Origin of the sequence: Blastopirellula marina DSM 3645 (genome assembly GCF_000153105.1) — a bacterium.
GTDB lineage: Bacteria > Planctomycetota > Planctomycetia > Pirellulales > Pirellulaceae > Blastopirellula > Blastopirellula marina.
The window spans coordinates 1,204,557-1,223,555 of sequence record NZ_CH672377.1; the positions used below are offsets into that span (position 1 = coordinate 1,204,557).

General features: G+C 57.3%; 13 protein-coding genes and 1 tRNA gene. 4 read left to right on the top strand and 10 right to left on the bottom strand.

Going from position 1 to position 18,999, the window contains the following annotated elements; all coding sequences use genetic code 11:
- Positions 1–8 precede the first annotated feature (8 nt).
- On the bottom strand, positions 9–716 hold the full coding sequence (locus DSM3645_RS23980) for a metallophosphoesterase (RefSeq protein ID WP_050769496.1): 708 nt from the start codon (positions 714–716) through the stop codon (positions 9–11).
- Between the two features lie 271 nt (positions 717–987).
- Between DSM3645_RS23980 and DSM3645_RS23985 the strand changes: the two genes are divergently transcribed.
- Together DSM3645_RS23985 and DSM3645_RS28905 are read left to right on the top strand one after the other, a co-directional pair.
- Complete coding sequence (locus DSM3645_RS23985) at positions 988–2,022, top strand: WD40 repeat domain-containing protein (protein WP_161603409.1); 1,035 nt, start codon at positions 988–990, stop codon at positions 2,020–2,022.
- 55 nt (positions 2,023–2,077) lie between these two features.
- Positions 2,078–7,288 (top strand): MSCRAMM family protein, encoded by a 5,211-nt coding sequence (locus DSM3645_RS28905; protein WP_050769497.1) that lies wholly within the window; start codon positions 2,078–2,080, stop codon positions 7,286–7,288.
- A 56-nt stretch (positions 7,289–7,344) separates the two neighbouring features.
- Here the strand turns inward: DSM3645_RS28905 and DSM3645_RS31030 are convergent, their stop codons facing one another.
- From DSM3645_RS31030 to DSM3645_RS24005, 4 genes are all read right to left on the bottom strand, one after another.
- On the bottom strand, positions 7,345–7,515 hold the full coding sequence (locus tag DSM3645_RS31030) for a hypothetical protein (protein ID WP_002655218.1): 171 nt from the start codon (positions 7,513–7,515) through the stop codon (positions 7,345–7,347).
- 78 nt (positions 7,516–7,593) lie between these two features.
- On the bottom strand, positions 7,594–8,244 hold the full coding sequence (locus tag DSM3645_RS23995; RefSeq protein WP_002655219.1) for a hypothetical protein: 651 nt from the start codon (positions 8,242–8,244) through the stop codon (positions 7,594–7,596).
- A gap of 93 nt (positions 8,245–8,337) precedes the next feature.
- The gene (locus DSM3645_RS28910; protein WP_131282815.1) at positions 8,338–8,862 is read right to left on the bottom strand and encodes a DUF2269 family protein; all 525 of its coding nucleotides are present in this window, start codon (positions 8,860–8,862) and stop codon (positions 8,338–8,340) included.
- Between the two features lie 78 nt (positions 8,863–8,940).
- On the bottom strand, positions 8,941–10,221 hold the full coding sequence (locus DSM3645_RS24005) for a CCA tRNA nucleotidyltransferase (protein ID WP_002655221.1): 1,281 nt from the start codon (positions 10,219–10,221) through the stop codon (positions 8,941–8,943).
- 105 nt (positions 10,222–10,326) lie between these two features.
- On the opposite strand from DSM3645_RS24005, the gene DSM3645_RS24010 reads away from it, so the two are divergent.
- Complete coding sequence (locus tag DSM3645_RS24010) at positions 10,327–10,662, top strand: rhodanese-like domain-containing protein (RefSeq protein WP_002655222.1); 336 nt, start codon at positions 10,327–10,329, stop codon at positions 10,660–10,662.
- A gap of 210 nt (positions 10,663–10,872) precedes the next feature.
- Positions 10,873–10,957 (top strand) — tRNA-Leu (locus tag DSM3645_RS24015).
- Positions 10,958–11,015: 58 nt separating this feature from the next.
- On the opposite strand, the gene DSM3645_RS31865 is transcribed toward DSM3645_RS24015, so the two are convergent.
- The 5 genes from DSM3645_RS31865 to DSM3645_RS24040 all read right to left on the bottom strand — a co-directional run bounded on the left by DSM3645_RS31865 (position 11,016) and on the right by DSM3645_RS24040 (position 18,914).
- Entirely contained in the window at positions 11,016–11,600 is a 585-nt protein-coding gene (locus DSM3645_RS31865) for a GNAT family N-acetyltransferase (RefSeq protein WP_081444995.1), read from the bottom strand.
- Positions 11,485–13,224, bottom strand: a complete 1,740-nt coding sequence (locus DSM3645_RS24025) for an FAD-dependent oxidoreductase (RefSeq protein WP_237564924.1) — start codon at positions 13,222–13,224, stop codon at positions 11,485–11,487. Before DSM3645_RS24025 ends, DSM3645_RS31865 begins: the two co-directional genes overlap by 116 nt.
- 298 nt (positions 13,225–13,522) lie before the next feature.
- Complete coding sequence (locus DSM3645_RS24030; RefSeq protein WP_002655225.1) at positions 13,523–16,780, bottom strand: efflux RND transporter permease subunit; 3,258 nt, start codon at positions 16,778–16,780, stop codon at positions 13,523–13,525.
- A 3-nt stretch (positions 16,781–16,783) separates the two neighbouring features.
- The gene (locus DSM3645_RS24035) at positions 16,784–18,226 is read right to left on the bottom strand and encodes an efflux RND transporter periplasmic adaptor subunit (RefSeq protein ID WP_040352975.1); all 1,443 of its coding nucleotides are present in this window, start codon (positions 18,224–18,226) and stop codon (positions 16,784–16,786) included.
- 1 nt (position 18,227) lies between these two features.
- On the bottom strand, positions 18,228–18,914 hold the full coding sequence (locus DSM3645_RS24040; RefSeq protein ID WP_002655227.1) for a CerR family C-terminal domain-containing protein: 687 nt from the start codon (positions 18,912–18,914) through the stop codon (positions 18,228–18,230).
- Positions 18,915–18,999: the final 85 nt, after the last annotated feature.

An 18,999-nucleotide genomic window follows, 5' to 3' on the forward strand; every position in this document is an offset into this window, starting at 1 on the left:
CGCGATTTTCACTCGGTCGCATGCGCGGGAATCGCGTGCGATATCGCCAATTCTTCCGCTTGGCGCAGTTGACCAAAACGACTTGCTTGCCAGACATGCAGCGCGTCGACATCGATCGCCGTCAGCCAACCGTTGCGCCAGCAAGCGGTATCGATATCCTGAATGCAGCCGAGATTCAGGATTTCGCCGCTGCGCTGCTCGGTATGCCCTACAAACAACGTTTTGCCGGAAACATGGCACTGATACGCGTCAGGCTCGAGCACCTTCCAACGCAGCGCATACGGCGGCTGCTGATCCATCGGCAAGTCGGGCTCTGCATTGGCATGCGCAAACAGGCAGGTTTCCGTCTCGTAGTAAAAGCGTGAACGACGGATGAACTCGATATGGTCGGCCGGAATATCGTCGATCGAACCGCCGAAGCGGTAGGAGTTGATGGTCCGAGTTCCTCCGCAGTTCTCCCAATAGTCGCGCGTCTTTTCGCAGGTCAAACCGGCCAGCAGCAATTCCTCGTGATTCCCGAGGAGGTGAATCAGGTTCGTTTCTGACTCGAGCTGGATCAAACGCTCGATTGTCTGCTTCACTTCCCATCCCTGATCGATGAAATCCCCCAACACGACGATTGTGTCTTTGGGTGTCGGCGCAATCATCCCCAGCACGGCGTCCAGCGCATGCACGCAGCCATGAATGTCGCCGATGGCGATAGTTCGCGATGGCATGGTGATTTTCGCCTTGAATCGACATGGGTCGGAAAAGCGCCGTATCTCGTTTATCGGCCAGTCGCCGCCGGCGGATTGCATTCCAAGCTAGCAGCAACGCAATGCATGCGAAACGGATGATCGGAATGACCGGTTTGATGCGTTTTGCTTACTTGGTCGAAACATTTTCACACATTCCGCTGCGGCCAGGCGCCAGTTAGCGCCGATAGAGGATGAAGGATCGCGCTGTCATCTGCGCGGAGAGAAATTGGACTTCAGAGGGATGGTAAAGATGAGCATGGATCGTGTTCCGTCTATTCGAATCTTCGCCGCAGTTTTGCTAGCGGCTCTGATCGTAGGCGTCGCCTCGGCGCAAGAACCGACCGCAATGCTCGACCGCACAATTCAGTTGCGCCCCGAACCGGGCCGACTCCATCCCCCGGTCATTTCCGATATCTCGATCCACCCTGCCGGCGCCATCTTCGCCGCCGCCGGCGACGATCATATCGTTCGCGTCTTCGAGATGGACTCTGGCAACGAACTCTATCGCTTGGAAGAACACCACGATTGGGTGCGCGCCGTTAAATTCTCGCCTGATGGCGCTACGCTAGCTACCGCCGGCAATGACCGCCGCATCATTTTGTGGGACGTCGAACGACGTGCGCAACTCCGCTCGATGGGCGAGTTTCCGTATGCCGTCGCCGACGTGGCCTTCAACAAAGCCGGCACCATGCTGGCGATCGTCGGCTTTGGTCCGACCATCGCAATTCACGACCCCATCACAGGGCAAAAGCTGCACGAATTGGAAGCGCCGATCAACGACATGCGCTGCGTTTCGTTTTCGCCTGACGGCGCGATTGTCGCCGCCGCCGGCCGCAACGGCGTGATCCGGACCTGGGACGCCGTGTCTGGTCGACCGCTGGGTGATGTGAAGGCGCATCGCCAACGGATTCATTCGCTGGTTTTCTCCAGCGATTCATCCCAATTGATCTCTTGCAGCGACGATCGCACGATCAAAGTCACTGATTTGGGACAAAACAAGGAACGCACGTCGATGTCGAGCGCTCCGGCGAAAGTCATGGCGCTGACGTTAATTAACGATACGACGCTGGTCTCGGCAGGCAGCGACAATCGCCTGCGATTGTGGGACCTGACGACGCACGCAGAAATCGCCAAGCTCGAAGGGCATTCGGGCAGCGTAACGGCGATCGACGTCTATAACGACGTGATCGTCTCTGGCGGCTTCGACACCACGGTTCGGATCTGGAAGATCCAGTCGGGTGAGCGAACCGCACAATCCCCCCAGGGCAGCTTGTTTACGAAATAAGTTCGACGATTGCGGCAAGGATCGCCGCTATATGACGCACGCATGGAGGCGCTAAATGCTTCGCCGAATGTTCAATTCGCTTCTGAAGGGCCGCAAACGTAAAGGCCCCGCTCGACCTACGCTCCGTGGCAGCGATGTCGAAATGCTGGAAGATCGACGCGTCTTTGACGCCGATCCAATCCAATTGGGAGCGATCTATGTGGAAGAAGACGCCTCGGGCGGCGACGACCACGGCGATACGTTCCACATCAAGTTCAGCGGCGGCGCCGCCGGGACCGAACTGACCCAGATCATCATCGATGGGGATCAGATCGGCAACTTTGGCAACCTGCCGGGCCTAAGCGCCGGCGACGTGATCTTTGACACGGCGCTGGGCGGACTCGGCGCGGACAGCGCCTTCCCGTTCAAAATGATCTCGGCCAATGGGATCGACAACTTCAAGGTGACCGTCGCCGACGGCGGCACGAAGTTGATCATTGACTTCGATGGATTCAACGCCGGCGAAGAGTTCGTCTTTTCGATCGATGTCGACGAAATCATCATCTACGATCCGAATAACCCCGGCAACATCTTAGTCGACCCGATCGCGTCGGGCGCCGAAGTTCAGGGGACGCAATTCTCCGCCACCTTCGAGGCGCAGTACTACCACAATACGACGATCGACACCATCTTTTACGACGCGTACGATCCGTTGCTGAATGCGTCGGGGCTGAACCTGCCCAGCGACAACGCCACCGGTCATCGCGATCGTACGGACGGCGCCTTTGGCAATGCGGTCCAACAACCGCTGCCGATTACGATCTCGGGTCGCGTCTACCACGACGTCAACCTTAGCTTGACCCAAGAAGCAGGCGAAGCTGGCCTGTCGGGCGTTTCACTCACGCTGTGGCAGAAGGTGAACGGCGTCTATGTAAACACGGGATTCACGACCACCACCAATGGCCAAGGGGATTACGAGTTCGGCGCGAATCTCAATCTGCAGCCAGGCACCTATCAAGTTCGTGAAACGCAGCCTTCCGGTTACTTTAGCGTGGGCGCGATCCCCGGCACGGTCGCTGGCGCTGGAATCGGCGAAATTGTCGCCGGCGACAAGGATGTACTGACCGAAATCACGATCATCAACGGCGGCACGTCCGGCATTCACTACGATTTCGCCGAAGCGCTGCCGGCGTCGATCAGCGGTTACGTCTATCACGACCGTGACAACGACGGCGTTAAGGAAACCGGTGAAGAAGGTATTGCCGACGTCACGATGACGATCACCGGCATCGACGTCGACGGCGTCACGCACACCTACACCGTCACGACCAACTCGGTCGGCTACTACGAAGCGACCTTGCTGCCGCCGGGCATGTACACCGTAACTGAAACGGTGCAGCCGGCTGCGTACATCGACGGCATTGACGCTGCTGGTACGGTCAATGGCGCGGGAATGGGTTCGGCCATCAATCCTGGCGACAAGATTGTCAGCGTGTTGTTGCTGGGTGGTGAAGCGGGCATCAACTACAACTTTGGCGAAATCAAGCCAGGTTCGATCAGCGGTTCGGTTCATTTGACCGATCGCGATGGCAACTGCTACGACGGCGTCACGATCATTACGCCTCCGATCGAAGGAGTCGTGATCGAGTTGCTCGACGCTAGCGGCAATGTAATCGAAACAACGACGACCGACGTGAATGGTCAATATTCGTTCGACAACTTGCTGCCGGGGACCTATTCGGTCCGCGAGTATACGCCGGTCGGCTTGATCGACGGCGGTGACCATGTCGGCAAGATCGACGGCATCAAAGTGGGTCAGAACTCGACCAACGATCTGCTGTCGAATATCGTACTGATGTCGGGCGATGACGGCGTGAACTACGACTTCTGCGAACATGAAGCGGCGACGATCGCCGGTTATGTCTATCACGACCGAGACAACGACGGGGTCAAAGAAGCGGGCGAAGAGGGAATCGGCGGCGTGACCGTCGTGCTGCTCGACGCCAGCGGCGTGCAAGTTGGTACGACGACCACCAATTCTGACGGTTCGTACAGCTTTACCGGGCTTCGAGCCGGAAGCTATCAAGTTGTCGAAACCCAACCGACAAATTACCTCGACGGTCTTGACGCCGCCGGCACCATCGGCGGAACGACCGTCGGCGCCGCGCTCAATCCTGGTGACAAAATCAACGCGATCGAGCTGAAGTGGGGCGATGACGGCATCGACTACAACTTTGGTGAAATCAAGCCGGTCAGCATCAGCGGCTACGTCTATCACGATCTCGACAATGATGGTTTAAAGGAAACAGGCGAAGCCGGGATCGGCGGCGTCTCGGTTCAGGTGATCAACACGGTCACCAACCAGATCTTCTCGGTGACGACCGACAATGATGGTTACTACGAAGTCGTCGGACTACCGCCGGGCACTTATCGGATTACCGAAACCCAACCGGTTCCGTACATCGACGGTAAAGACGCCGCCGGTACGGTGGGCGGATCAACGCGCGGCGGCGCCGTGAATCCCGGCGACGAGCTCAACGCGATTTCGCTAGTCAGCGGCGACACCGGCATCAATTACAACTTTGGCGAAATCCTGCCGGGCTCGATCTCCGGCAAGGTTCATCTGACCGACCGCGATGGCAACTGCTTCAGCGAGGAAGCGTATAACTCGCCAATCGAAGGTGCGATCGTCCGGCTGTACGATTCTCTGGGGAATCTGGTCGCCGAAACGACGACCGACGCCAACGGCGATTACTCCTTTAACGGATTGCTGCCCGATACGTATACCGTTGTCGAAATCACGCCTGCGGGTTTGATTGACGGGGGCGATCATGTCGGCACGATCAACGGCGTGGCGGTTGGACAGAAAACGGTCAATGACACGCTCTCGTCGATCATCATTCGGTCAGGCGATCAGGGGATCAACTACGACTTCTGTGAACACTTGCCGGCTCAAATCGGCGGTTTTGTCTATCACGACCGGAACAACGACGGCGACATGGACGCTGGCGAAGAGGGAATCGGCGGAGCGATCGTTTACTTGTACGACAGCTCCGGCGCATTGGTCGGCACGCAAACGACGGCCGCGGATGGAACCTACTTGTTCACCAACCTGCGGGCCGATACGTACCGCATCGTCGAACAACAGCCCAACGGTTATCTCGACGGCAAAGACGCTGCTGGAACCATTCTGGGAGCAGTGGTCGGCGCCGCGACCAACCCCGGCGACGAGATCAACGCGATCGAATTGAAGTGGGGCGATTCGGGCATCAACTACAAGTTTGGTGAAGTCAAACCGGGTAGTATCGGCGGTTTCGTCTGGTCCGACACGGATGACGACTGCTTGTTTGACGCCAACGAAAATCCGATTTCCGGCGTCGTGATCAATCTGTTGGACGCCGCCGGCAACGTCATCGCCACCACGACGACCGACGCCAACGGCCACTATCAATTCGACAACTTGTTGCCAGGGCTGTATACGGTGGTTGAAACTCAACCGGCCGGTTACTTCCAAGGGCACCAGATGGACATGAACGGCCTGGCCGACGATTCGGTGCAAGATACGATCTCTCGCATCAACATCACGTCGGGTCTGGATCTCGATAACCACAATTTCTGCGAACTGCCGCCGGCGACGATCTCCGGATACGTTTACCAAGATGGTGCGACGTTCACCACGAGCGATGGCAATTTGCCGTCGGACGCGCTGTCGCAGCGGGACGGCACGCGAACCTCCGACGACACGCCGATCGGCGGCGTTACGTTGGAGCTGCGTGACGGCATTACCGGCTTGCCGATTATGGGGAATGACCCGCGACTGCTGGGTGGAACCTACGGCAGCGGACCAGTTCGCGTGGTTACCGGCTCGGACGGTTATTACCAATTTGTCGGACTACAAGCCGGTTTTTACGCCGTCTTTGAAGTGCATCCCGAAGGCTATGCAGACGGCAACGACAACGCCGGCACCACGGCGGGCGTCGCTTTCAACCACGGCAACGGAGTCAGCGTCGGTACGTTGTTGATCGATCCGCTAAACGACTTGATCGCTTTGATCGACGTGCCGGTCGGCGCCCACTCGTACGAGAATAACTTCAGCGAACTGAAGGCGCAGCCGAACCCGCCGTTCCTACCTCCGGTTCCGCCAGAGCCGGTCGGCACGCTGCCGCCGCTGGTTACTCCGGTCGCTCCGGCGCCAGCCGATTTGATTCCGCCTGCGGCGCTGTTTATTATTCAGCCGCTGCTGCAAAGTTCGAGCGGCGGCGCCACCGGCGTTACTTGGCACTTGAGCGTTGTGAACGCCGGTTTGCCGCGCAGCAAGGATCAGATCGCATTTGTGGAGCCGAACGTTTGGTTCACCGCGGCCAACGATTCGATCTTGCCGTGGGAAGGAAACGAGTTGCAACAGGCCGAATGGAAGCTGCAAGTGCAGTCGGCCGGCGACAACGATCCCGAGCAGATTCTCACCAAGATGTTCGGCATGGCAGGCGCCCACCCGGTCTCGGGCGACTTTAACGGCGACGGCGTCACCGACTTCGGCATTTACTACAAAGGTCACTGGTACATCGACGTCAACGGCAACGGCGTCTGGGACGAGGGAGACCTGTGGGCCAAGCTGGGTTACGACGGCGATCTGCCGGTGGTTGGCGACTGGGACGGTGACGGGAAAGACGATATCGGCATCTTCGGCAAAGCGTGGGCGGGCGATCCTCGCGCCGTCGCCAGCGATCCTGGATTGCCGGTGCCGAACAACGTCTCGACCGGCGTCTCTAAAAACTTGCCGCCCAAACCGGATGAAGCGACCCTAGGCAGTCGCGTCATGAAATTGACCTCGACCGGCAAGGTCCGTTCCGACCTGATTGACCACGTCTTCCACTTTGGAACGGCCGGAAACTTTCCGATCGTCGGCGACTGGGATGGCGACGGCATCCAAACGATCGGCGTCTTCCAAGATGGCGAATGGCGCCTGGACGAAGATGGCAACGGCCGCTGGAACGACGAAGTCGATTCACGCGTTCGCTACGGCAAAGCAGGCGATGTTCCGGTCGTCGGCGACTGGAACGGCGACGGCATCGACGAAATCGGCGTCTATCGCGGCGGTGAGTGGATCCTGGATAGCGACAACAATCGTCACCAAGACGATACCGACAAAGTCTTCATGCTCGGCGACGCCGATGACATGCCGACGGTCGGCGACTGGGATGGTGACGGCTACGACGAAGTCGGCGTCTACCACGGCATCTCCGCCGATGCCCGAGTCAGCGAAGCGCCCGGTCCGGCAAAACGCTAAGCAATTTAAAGGGGGGCCCGGCCAGTTTTGGAGAGACTGGCCGGGGCGCCCTGATTTTAGCTCGCCTTTAGCTTTTCGATTTCTGCTTTGGCGGCGGCCATTTCTTGCTCGAACTTTTCGGTTTCGCTGGCGTCGTCCGCTTGTTCTTTTGAGCCGGCCAATTGCTGCGTCAGCTTTTGAATCTTCTTGTTCAGCACTTCGATTCGTTTTTTCGCCTTTTTGTCCATCGTTGCTCCCAGAGCCTGCGAGATGAGTATTTCTATGCGTCAGTGTAGTGGTTCGTCGCCCCCAGCGGGAGTATCGCCTTACAGCATCGCACGCAAGGCCTGCATCGCGGCGATCGACTCCATCCCTTGCAATCCAAAACACTCGTAAAGCAGCATGATCGCATCGTTGAAATTACTCTGCATCAATTCTTTGCGCAACTGCATCGCTTTTGAGACGATCTCTGGGTCCTCTCGATAGCGCTGGAGAAAGACTTTGGCGCATTGTTCGCCGCGCGGCAGGTCGACTTGCAGCAAGTCAGACAACACGCGTCCAGCTGCGGATTCGTCGCCAGCTTGAATCGACTGCATAAACAGCTGAAAGTTGGCGGCCGGCGCAGGCGCAGGCAAACTCAAGACGTTGGGAGTCGATTCCATCGGCAGCGAAGCCTGCGGCGCCGACTCAAACGTAAAAGCAGTCTCGCTGGACGCGGCCATCGCATCGTCCGTCGAGTAGGTTTCTTCGGCTTCAAATTCCAGGGCTTCGGCCGGCATGCTGGAAATCATCTGATTGACATGCACCAGACGAGCGCCGATCTGATCGTAAATCGTTTCGATATCGCTCAGGAACGATTCGCCGCGAGCATCGGCTAGAATCTCTTCTTCGTTCTCAACGATTCGCTGCCGCAGACGCGCGACTAATTCTTCGCGGGCCTGCTTCAAGATCGTGACGGCATCTCGTGGCGAGTTCATGGTGGATCGGCGGAAAGGTCAGGAAAATGGCCAGATTGTCGTGCCAGCCTCCCTGCTTTGGCGCTATCTCCACCTTACTTAAACCGGTCCCTGCTACGAACCATTTTCCGCTGCAGAGGGGGAAGTCGGTTCCGTTTCTGCCGGTTGAACAGTTTCTGCGTCCCCTTTGGGAATCCGCTCGGCGACTTTCAGCGCTCCGCCCATCAGCACGATCGAAATCGCCAGGCCGGCGTTCATCGAGAGCCAGAAGCGTTCTTTCTCGCGAAAACGAGCCGCGTTTTCGCTGCGGCCGGTCAGCATGCTGGCGATGTAAAAGACGACCAAAGCCACCAACATTTTGACGCCGACGACCGGATGATAGTACTTTTGCGGAAAGCTGTACTGCGTCGCGATCAGCACGACGTTGATGATCCCGCTGACTAGCAGCAGAAAGGCGCAGATCATCACCCATTTCATCCAGCGAGCGCGAACGCCTGCTTTCAGTAGCTCTTTTTGCTCGTCCGCCAACGGGTCGGTCGAGGGAGCCAGGGCAAATCGTGCATAGACCGCTCCTCCCACCAAAATGGTCGCCGGTACGATGTGGGCCCAACGTAGTAGCAAATCGGTCGCAAAACTCATACGGTCGCCTCGGGTGCGGATAAAAGGAAACGTGCCTGCCGACGTCGCTATGATATCCGCTTCGCCGCTATTGGCCACCTACGCAGGCCGCCAATTTCTGGCCAGTTCCAGCGCTTCGTCCAGCGTTGCGATCTCACCCAACAGCTGCGCATCGCGGATCGATTCGAGCAGTCCTTGGAAATGTCGCCCCGGTTTCAGCCCGGCGCGGATCAAATCGTCTCCGGTCGCTACCGGCGACGGATTCAGCCGTTCGACCGCCCAACCAAGTCGCTCGCGCACAAAATCGAGGTGCTCCAGCGATTCCATCCGCGCCTTCGCAATGGCCGACGCGAGATCCGCCAGCTTCTCGATCCGCGGATCGACCAGCACGCGTTGCAGCCGCGGCCAAGACTGATCTTTCGCGGTCTGCAGCACGTGCACCTGGCGCAAGAGCCATTGGACATCTCTGGTTTCGTCGTTGGTCAATTTCCATCGCCGACAGACTTCGACCAACAGCGGGATCGGCTTCCGCGGATCGCCGCTGGCCAATTCGCGAGCCGTCGAAAATCGCAGCAGCGCCGCCAATGCGGTCGCAAAGTCGTTGCCCGACAAGAACTGCAGAGTCCGCAGCGTCTCGGTCCACCGCGGCGCATGATCAATGACGGTGATAACTTCTGGCAATACGGTTGGAAAGAGCCAGGAATCTCGCAGCAACACGACCGCTTCAACCCGGCGCGGCGAGCAGAGCATCTTACGCATCTCGACGGCGACCCGCTCGGCGCTGACGACGGCGATATTTCGCGAATGTCGTTGGATCGCCCGCATCGTGTTCATTTCGAGATCAAACTGAAATGTCGAAGAAAAGCGAATGGCCCGCAACATACGCAACTTGTCTTCGGCGAAGCGCTGATTGGGATCGCCGATCGCGCGGACTAGGCGATCACGCAGATCGATCTGCCCACCCACAAAATCGTAGATCGCAGACGCATCTGGATCGTAGAAAATGCCGTTGATCGTAAAGTCACGCCGCTTCGCGTCTTCTTCGGCCGAAGTGAAGCGAACTTCGTCAGGCCGACGACCATCGCTATAGCCGACATCCTGACGAAACGTGGCGACTTCAATCTGGCCTCGTTTTTTCCCACCTTGGACAGTAATCACGCCAAACGAGGCGCCGATCGCCAGGGTCCGCTTTTCGCCAAAGATCTGCCGCACGCGCTCTGGCGGCGCATCGGTTGCGACATCAAAGTCTTGCGGATCGCGGCCCAGCAGCATGTCGCGCACGCATCCGCCGGCCCATAGCGCTTGATGGCCATGCGTTTTGAGCGTGCGGACCACTTCTAACGAAAAATCGCGTTCGGCGCCGTTTGATTCTGCATTCATAGTGTCACGATTTTATCAAGTCAGCGGCGGGGCTGGACGGACGTTGGCTGATCCGGCTACGATCGGATAACTGTTCTGACCCAATTTTGTGGAGCTTTTCGCCCGATGACTGACGCGCCGATGGAAATCACTGTAAGCGAAGTGAAACAACTGCTCGACTCCGGCGACAAGTTTCTGCTGCTCGATTGCCGTCAACCCGACGAACACCAGTTCGCCAATATCGCCGGGGCCGTGCTGATTCCGATGAACGAGCTGCCGCAACGGATCGCCGAAATCGAGCCGTTTCGCGACGCGCCGATCGTGGTTCATTGTCATTTAGGGGGCCGAAGTCTGCGAGTCACCCACTGGCTGCGGCAAAACGGGTTCATGCAATCGCAAAATATGACCGGCGGAATCACCCAGTGGAGTGCGGAAATCGACTCCACCGTGCCGACCTATTAAGAGGTGGGCGCTCGGCATTGCTCGGTTCGCCCGCAAAATCGGCCTAGTCCGAGCAAGTGGATTAAGCCCGACGCGAACCAGAATCTCCCCTAAGGGGTCCTTTTCCCCAAGGGCCCTTTCCACTCGGGAACCGTCGATTATAATTCACACCTTGCCAGCGGCTCTCCGGAGCCAAGTAGAGTGCATTTCGGTCTCTAAGACCGGCAAAATGCCGAAGTGGCGGAATTGGCAGACGCGCTAGGTTCAGGTCCTAGTGGGAGTAAATCCCGTGGAGGTTCAAGTCCTCTCTTCGGCACTTTTTAGAAGGCGACCATTTTTGGTCGCCTTTTTTTGTGCGCCGAGCAGGCATGGCGTTAGCCGACGGGACGTCTCATTTCAACTTCGCACAACGCGTCGAACCGATCACTTTTGCACCAATCAGCGCGTTGTTCGCCTACAACAACAAAACCCAATCTTCGAAATACTTCGATGTTGCCCGTTTCACGAATGGTGAATAGCGCAAGCGTTCTACATTCCCGTTCCTCCGCTACTCGCTCCGCGAACCTCAGCAGCCTTGACGCCACGCCGCGGCGACGGAATTTCGGAAGTACGCCCAGCCCGGTTATGCGCAGCAGCGCTCCATCTGTATTGAAACTGATGACGCCGACATCCCCCCCCTCGATCGAAGCGACCGCATCGACTTGCTCGTCGGTTGTCGCACTACTCGTCTCTAGCAGCGTGTAGACCTGTCGAACCGAGCGGAAAGCGTTTTCTCGGATCGCGACAACATGCTGCCGTTCAGCGGCGACGGCGATTCGGACGGAAATCAACGGAACGCTTTTCTCACACGGTTGTGACTCTTTGCCCAAACGTCGACAACACCCGGTGGACGCAGGTGATCGCCATCGAGCCGTCTCCCACGGCGAAACCGCAGCGTTTGGTGGATCCGGCTCGGACATCTCCGGCGGCTAAGATGCCGGGGACGCTGGTTTCCAGATCGCAGGGGGGACGATCGGCCGTCCATTGGGCCGTTAGCTTGTCCGGCGGAATTGCGGCGCCCGTCAGGACGTATCCGGCGTCATTTAGCAGCACGCTCTCTGGCAGCCACTTCGTATGCGGCTGCGCTCCAATGAAGCAAAACAGCGCGGCGCACGCCAGGGTGGTGACTCGCTCGGATGGGCGATGAATTAGATCAATCGATTCGACGCAGCGCGCCCCCTGAATCGCGACGATCTCGCTTTCGGTCAGGACCTCGATTTTGGGGTGATTCAGGACTCGTCCGCACAGATAGGCCGACATGCTTTTTCCCAGATCGTCGCCGCGAATAACGATTTTCACCGCTTGGGCCGTTTGCGCCAGAAACATTGCGGCCTGACCGGCCGAATTGCCGCCGCCGACGACGACGGCGGTCGAGTTTTCGCAAATGCGCGACTCAACAGAGGTCGCCGCGTAGTAAAGTCCGGCGCCCTCAAAATGTCGCGTGTTGGAAACGCCCAGTTGTCGATAAGTGACGCCGGAAGCGACTAAGACGCAGCGAGCTTTGACCATTTGGGCGGTGCAGAGCGTCAATTGGTGCTCGCCTGACTCGAGCGTCTCGATCGACTGAACCGTAATCGGCGCGATGAACTGGGCGCCAAACTTGAGGGCCTGCAAATAACCTCGGTTCGCCAAATCACTGCCGCTGATGCCAGAGGGGAAACCGAGAAAATTCTCGATCTTCGAGCTACTGCCGGCTTGCCCGCCGGGCCCCATGCTATCGATTACCAGCGTCCGAATCCCTTCCGACGCCGCATAAACCGCGGCGGCGAGTCCGGCCGGTCCAGAACCGACGATGACCAGATCGAACGACTCGCCGTGAACTCGCCGAGAGATCCCGATGCACTCGGCCAGTTCCGGCAGCGAGGGGTTGTGAACCGTGTGTCGGTTGCAATGGATGACCGGAAGTTCGGCGTTCACCGCATCTAGCTCTTGAAGCAGTTTCCGCCCCGCTTCACCATGCGCCTCGAAAAACGAGTGGGGCACGTGATTCTTGTAGAAGAACTCGCGTAGTCGCGCCGTGCGCAGGCAGCTGACGTCGCCGATGATGCTGACGCCGACAAATCCAGAGCTTTCTAACAGCTTGCGGCGGACCTGGAACGCCTCTAACAGCTTGTCGCTGAAAGCAGGGCAGTCATTCAGCAGCTTGCGCAGGCGAACGCCGCACAATTGGTACGCTTCTACCGGGCCTTTGGCGATCGCGCCGATCACCGCCGCGCGGCCGGTGAGCATATCGACATCGCCGGTAAACTCGCCGCACCCATGAACCGTCACCTGTTGCTCGACGCCGTGATGATTTTCTACGATTCGCACTTCGCCCGATTTGATGACAAAGAAGGGATAGTCTTTTACTCCCTGCTGAAACATGACTTCATCGGCGGCGAAGCGAACCAACTTGCCATGTTCTAATACGGCCGACATCTGTTCGTCGTCCAGCACCGGAAAGGCGACGTCGCATTGTGAACCCATTTGCCCCTCGATCGTTTCGATCTTGTCGGTCAGGTAGTTGTTTGATTTTGTGCGACGCGCCAGACAAACCGGTTGCACAATGATTTGATCCCATCCGACGATATTGTAATGGCGAATTCGTTGCCGACGTCTCCCATCATCGCTTTCCCATAACGGGAAGTCCAGAATTGCTTTGCATGCGCCCGTAAGATGGATGCGTTGACGTTGATCTGACAAACTTGTCCCGAAAACGCCCTTACCGTTCTAGGCGGAATAGCAGGACAGTTCCGATTCGATTGCAGATTGGACCCGTTCCGCGGCAGGTTGGTCCGAAAAAAAAAGCGACCTCGTGTGAGATCGCTGTTCTTCGATTCCCAGTGATTCTGACGGCTCAAGCTCAGCTCACCTCGGACGTCACCAGCTCTTGCTTCTCAATCTCCCGCCGCTCTTCCGTTGTTTCGATCTCATCATGTTTCGACACCTGACCTCCCAAGATCGCGTAGATCAAATAGAGGACCGGCACCAGGTACAAGACCAGGAAGGTCGACGCCATCAGGCCGAAGCATAAGCTGACCGCCATCGGGATCAAAACTTGGGCTTGAAGCGAGGTCTCGAACAAGAGCGGGGTCAGGCCCGCGATCGTGGTAATCGAGGTCAACAGCACCGGGCGAAAACGACGTCGGCCGGTATCTAACAGCGCCTCGTAAATCGGTAGGCCGTCTTTCAAACGATGGTTAATGAAGTCGACCAACACGATGGAGTCGTTCACCACCACGCCGCATAACGCAACCAGGCCAAAGAAGCTGAAAAGCGTCAACTCAAGCCCTAGCAACAAGTGACCCACCACGGCCCCGATCAGGCCGAACGGAATCGCGATCATCACAATCAGCGGCTGAAAGTAGGAATTGAATTCGATCGTCAGCAGCACGAACATCGCCGCCAACGCGACGCCGGTGCCGATGAACAAACTGCCGAGCGATTCGCTTTGCTGCTCTTTCTGCCCTTCCCAACGGATGGTGACGCCAGGGAATTTCTCCATCATTTTCGGCACGTACTCGGTCTTCAGATTCTCGATAATCGCGTTCGAGTTGGCGACGCGTTGATTGACGTTCGCCGACACGGTGATCGAACGCTTCTGGTCGAGACGATTGATCTCGCTCAGCGGTCGAACAATCTCGACATGGGCCAATTCCGTAATCGGTCGCTCTGATCCGTCGCCGGTCCGCACACGGATTTGATCGAACTCGGCCAATGAGCGGCGATCCTCCCGCGGATAGCGGACCATCAATTTGACTTCGTGTCGTCCGCGCTGCAGACGCATTACTTCGTCGCCGTAGTAGGTGGCGCGAATGGTTTCGGCCAGGTCGCGTTCGGTGACGTTCATCGCTTGAGCGTTCTCTTTCAATCGCAGGCGCAGCTCCATCTTGCCTGGCGAAGAGTCATCTTCGATGTCGTATACGCCGGCCGACTTGGCCAACTCGTCCTTGGCGTCTTCGACCGCCGCTTCTAAGCGCGCCATGTTTTTGGGGTTGGTCAACAGCTTGAATTCAATCTGCTTTCCGCCGGGGCCAATATCTTGGGAGTCGAACACCAGCACGTCGGAGCCGACAATCGGTCCGGTCGCATCGCGCCATTCTTCGATCAGTTGCGAGCTGCTAACGGTTCGCAGCCCTGGAGATGTAAGTCGTACCACGACGGCGCCCAAATGACTGCCGAACTGATCGCTCGTTTGGCCAGGTCCTTGTCGCATCTGGGCGAAGCCGACGTTTCGCCGAATCAGCTCTACGACGGTCTCTCCATTCTCTTCGTGCTTTGCATTCACGGCGCGAATCGCCGCTTCGATTTTTTGCGTCGCTTCGTCCGCCAAGACCGCCGGCGTTCCGTCCGGAAAACCGACGTTCGCGACGATCGTTTTACTATCCATCGACGGAAACAGATTGAGCGGCACAAAACCGGCCCACACGACCGCGATTGAAATCGCCATGATGCAGACCGCCAGCGTAAAGATGGTGAACGGATTGCCGAGCGAATACTTCAATCCGGGCTGGTAAGCGTTTTCGATGACCCAATCGAGCCGCGCCGATGTCCAATCCCCCACCCGGTTGAACGCCGCCCCAATGGGTCGGAACGGGTAGGCGAAGAAGTCGATCGCGTTGTTGATTAAATCGTCGGAGTCATCGCCGTGAGCCAAGTGACACGGCAAAATAAAGGCCGCTTCTAATAATGAGATCACGAGAATCGCGATCATCGCCAGCGGCATGACCGCCATAAACTTGCCCATCACGCCGGCGACAAAGAACATCGGCACGAACGCCAATATCGTGGTTGCGATCGACATGACGACCGATGGCAACACTTCGGCGGTGCCGTCCACGGCCGCTCGATGAAAGCTCTTGCCCATCTCGCGATGCGCGTAGATGTTTTCGCCGATCACGATCGCGTCATCGACCACAATGCCCAGCGCCATGAGAAACGAGAACATCGTCAGCATGTTGAGCGTCTGCCCACAATAGAGCAGGATCGCGCAAGCGCCGAGCATCGAAATCGGAATCCCCATCGACACCCAAAACGCGAGCCGCGTATTCATGAACAAGGCCAAAATGATCAGCACCAGGACGAGCCCTTGCCAACCATTGGTCGTTAGCGTGTTGAGACGATCACGAACTTCTTCCGATTGATCTCCCCAGGTCACCATGCTGTAACCTTCGGGAATCAAATCGCCATGCTCCTTGACGAAGTTCTTCACTTCATCGGTGATGACGATCAAGTCTTCTTTCGAGGTCCGATTGACCGAGATCGCGATCGCCGGGCGACCATCAACGCGTTGGAACGACGTAACATCGTCGAAGTCGTCGCGGACCACCGCGAGGTCGCCAACGGTTAACACAACCCCGTCTTGCGTCTTGATCAACGGCAGCTTGGCGATCTCGCGACCGATATCGCGTTTGTTATTGCCGCGCACCAGCACTTCTTGCGAAGCGGTGCGGATCAATCCGCCGGGCATTTCCAGATTTTCGTCTCGAACGATTTCCGACACTTGCTTGAGGGTCAACCCAAAGCGGCGGAGCGTATCTTCTTCGATCTCGATATCGATCTGATAGTCTTTGGCGCCGGAAACTTCGGCTTGTGAAACGTTAGGCAGCGCCAAAAGTTCAACGCGGATCTCTTCGGCCAGATCGCGCAAGCGCCATTCCATCTCGGCGCTGGGATGCTCGACGTCAGGGGCGAGCACGCCGACGGTGATCGCCGACTCGCGCAGCGTGATCTGCTGCACCTCGGGATCTTCAGCCAGTAGTGGAAAGCTGGGGATACGCTCGACATCGCCGCGAACTTCGTTCAAGACGCGCTGCGCGTCGACGTCGGCGTTCAGTTCCAAGATGACGGCGCCATAGTCGTTGTTGGCGACTGAGGTCATTTTTTTGATGCCGACCGTGTCTTTGACCGCTTCTTCGATCTTCTCGCAGATGCCGCTCTCGACCTCTTCCGGGCTCGCGCCGGGATAAGGAACGGTCACCAGGACGATTTCCAGTTCAAACTCTGGAAAAGTCTCGCGGCGCAGCATAAAAAAACTGAGCACGCCGACCCCGATCACGCTGATCATAATCGTATTCATCGCAGGCGTATTGCGAATCGCCCAGCGAACTAAATCTCGCATAACTTAGCCTTCCACTTTCACGGGGAGACCGACACGGGGATAGCCCATCGGAGAAATCACGATCTGGTCATCCGCGCGAAGATCGACGTTCTCGCCGTTGATCAATGCGTAATCATCTTGAATCACCAGTACTTCGACGTGCTCAATCTCTAACTTGCCGTCACGCACTAACCACAACACAAACCGGGGACGCGACTCATCCGAATGCGTGCGCGTCTTGGCCGCTTGGCCTGCGGTCATCGTTTCTTGAATTGCCTGAGCCGAATAGAGCGACAACGCCGATTCCGGCACGCGCCAGATCGGCATTTCGGGCTGAACTTGAACTTTCACATCGACAAACATGCCGCGCAACAATGCCGAAGGACCGCGGGATTTGACCATTTCGCCATTCAGCTTGGCCTGATCGGGATTGGGAACACGGATCAATACGGGGGCTGTTCGCGTTCGTTCGTCGAGCCCCAACCCATCAAATCGCGAGAGAACCCCATCCCATTGATAGGTTCGGCCTGCTAGTTCATACGAAACCGCCACCGGAACCTGGGGCAACAGATAATCTTTCGAACCGCGAGCGGCCAGCGGATCAATGGTCTTGCCGAGTTGCTTGCGCCAAAGCCAGGCGAGTTCGTCCATGCGCAAACTACAGCGGACTTCGGCGGCGCTGGTATCTTCGATCGTGTAGAGCGCCGTGCCGACCTGAACGTAAGAGTCCTGCTCGACATCGTCGGTAATGATGACGCCGTTAACCGGCGAAACGACCTTGGTATTCTCAAAATCAAGCTTCGCTTGCTCCAGCCGCGCCTCAGCCAACTCTTTGGCTCGTTGCAGACCCTGCTTACGCGTCGCAAAACTGCGAACCTGATTTTCTAACTGCAACAACTGGTTCTGGGCGGTGATCATCGTTTGCTGTTCGCTATCGACCGCGGAAGGAGTCGTCGCGTTGCGGGCCAACAGCGATTCCATCCGGGCCAACTGCTTCTTTTGCAGCTCTAGATTCTGCTTCGATAGGAGGATCAACTCCTGCGTGTTCTCGACATCAACATCAGTTTCGCGAATCGCGACTTCGGCCTGTTCGACTTCTTTCGACAGGCGTTCGACTTCCAGTGCGTACTTGCGCGGATCGATTTCCAACAGCGGCTGTCCCTTGGTGACGTAGGCGCCTGAACGCAACGAGTCGTCTCGATAGGTGATGCGACCGGCGACTTCCGAGGAGAGATTGATCTCGCGATAGGGGACGACGACGCCGTCGACATGAAAGATCAGTCCCTCTTCATTCCGCACAATGGGAGCCGTCGAAACCATCAAAACGGGTCGTTCGACTTCCTGTTTTTCCGGAGGCTTACGCATCTGAAAGATCACGAAAATGATCGCCGCTGCGGCGCAAATGATCGCCAGCGGAGTGATGATGCGCGCAGCCATGTTTAGTGATGAAGCTGACTTTTCACTCATCTTAGTGGTTTCCCTTTACGCTTTTTTCCGCCGAATCAGGCGCCAACGCTTGACTCTCAAGCGGCAAGTCCCATCCGCCGTGTTGTAGCGCGGCGAGGACAAATCGGTAGATATATTCCGCCAAATCTTCTGTGCCAAAATGTTCATCCAGCATTTCCTGCGGCACCAACATGTGCAGCACCGGTTGGTTGAACCGATAAAACAAACATTGGCCAATCAAGCTGAACGCAAGTTGATGCAGGCGAAACTCCTGCACGTGGGGACCCACGATCTCTTGCAGGATCGAAACAAGCAGTTTGTGATGGGGGCGAAAAAACTCTTCCACCAACTCCTCCACCACTCCGGTCGGCTGAGCAAACTCTCGCATCATCAATCGATGACACGCGCTAGTGTCGGTCTTGGATCGCATTCGCAATAAGGACACCCGAATGAAGTCGCGCAGGCGTGACTCCGGGCTTTCGTCCGCTTCCCATTGCGGCATGGGGTACGCATCGTGGGCGCTGATGTGCGCTTGCTTGAACACGGCTGAATAAAGCTTCTTCTTGTCGCCAAAGTAGTAATTCACGGCCGCCAGGTTCACGCCGGCTTTCGCGCAAATATCGCGAATCGTCGCCGCACGAAATCCCTTTTCAGAGAACTCTTCGAGCGCCGCGGCGATGATCTTGCTGGCTGGGTCGTCGTTTCCCACTGATTCGCTCCGCTGGTGATATCCTTACTAAGTAAAACAAGCGTATGAAACAATTGTTTCAACAAAAACGGCAACTGGGCAAGAT

Bases quoted from the DNA above. Each gene is read 5' to 3' on its own strand.
- DSM3645_RS23980 (WP_050769496.1), bottom strand. From the start codon at position 716: ATGCCATCGCGAACTATCGCCATCGGCGACATTCATGGCTGCGTGCAT.
- DSM3645_RS23985 (WP_161603409.1), top strand. From the start codon at position 988: ATGAGCATGGATCGTGTTCCGTCTATTCGAATCTTCGCCGCAGTTTTG.
- DSM3645_RS28905 (WP_050769497.1), top strand. From the start codon at position 2,078: ATGCTTCGCCGAATGTTCAATTCGCTTCTGAAGGGCCGCAAACGTAAA.
- DSM3645_RS31030 (WP_002655218.1), bottom strand. From the start codon at position 7,515: ATGGACAAAAAGGCGAAAAAACGAATCGAAGTGCTGAACAAGAAGATT.
- DSM3645_RS23995 (WP_002655219.1), bottom strand. From the start codon at position 8,244: ATGAACTCGCCACGAGATGCCGTCACGATCTTGAAGCAGGCCCGCGAA.
- DSM3645_RS28910 (WP_131282815.1), bottom strand. From the start codon at position 8,862: ATGAGTTTTGCGACCGATTTGCTACTACGTTGGGCCCACATCGTACCG.
- DSM3645_RS24005 (WP_002655221.1), bottom strand. From the start codon at position 10,221: ATGAATGCAGAATCAAACGGCGCCGAACGCGATTTTTCGTTAGAAGTG.
- DSM3645_RS24010 (WP_002655222.1), top strand. From the start codon at position 10,327: ATGACTGACGCGCCGATGGAAATCACTGTAAGCGAAGTGAAACAACTG.
- DSM3645_RS31865 (WP_081444995.1), bottom strand. From the start codon at position 11,600: ATGTCCGAGCCGGATCCACCAAACGCTGCGGTTTCGCCGTGGGAGACG.
- DSM3645_RS24030 (WP_002655225.1), bottom strand. From the start codon at position 16,780: ATGCGAGATTTAGTTCGCTGGGCGATTCGCAATACGCCTGCGATGAAT.
- DSM3645_RS24035 (WP_040352975.1), bottom strand. From the start codon at position 18,226: ATGAGTGAAAAGTCAGCTTCATCACTAAACATGGCTGCGCGCATCATC.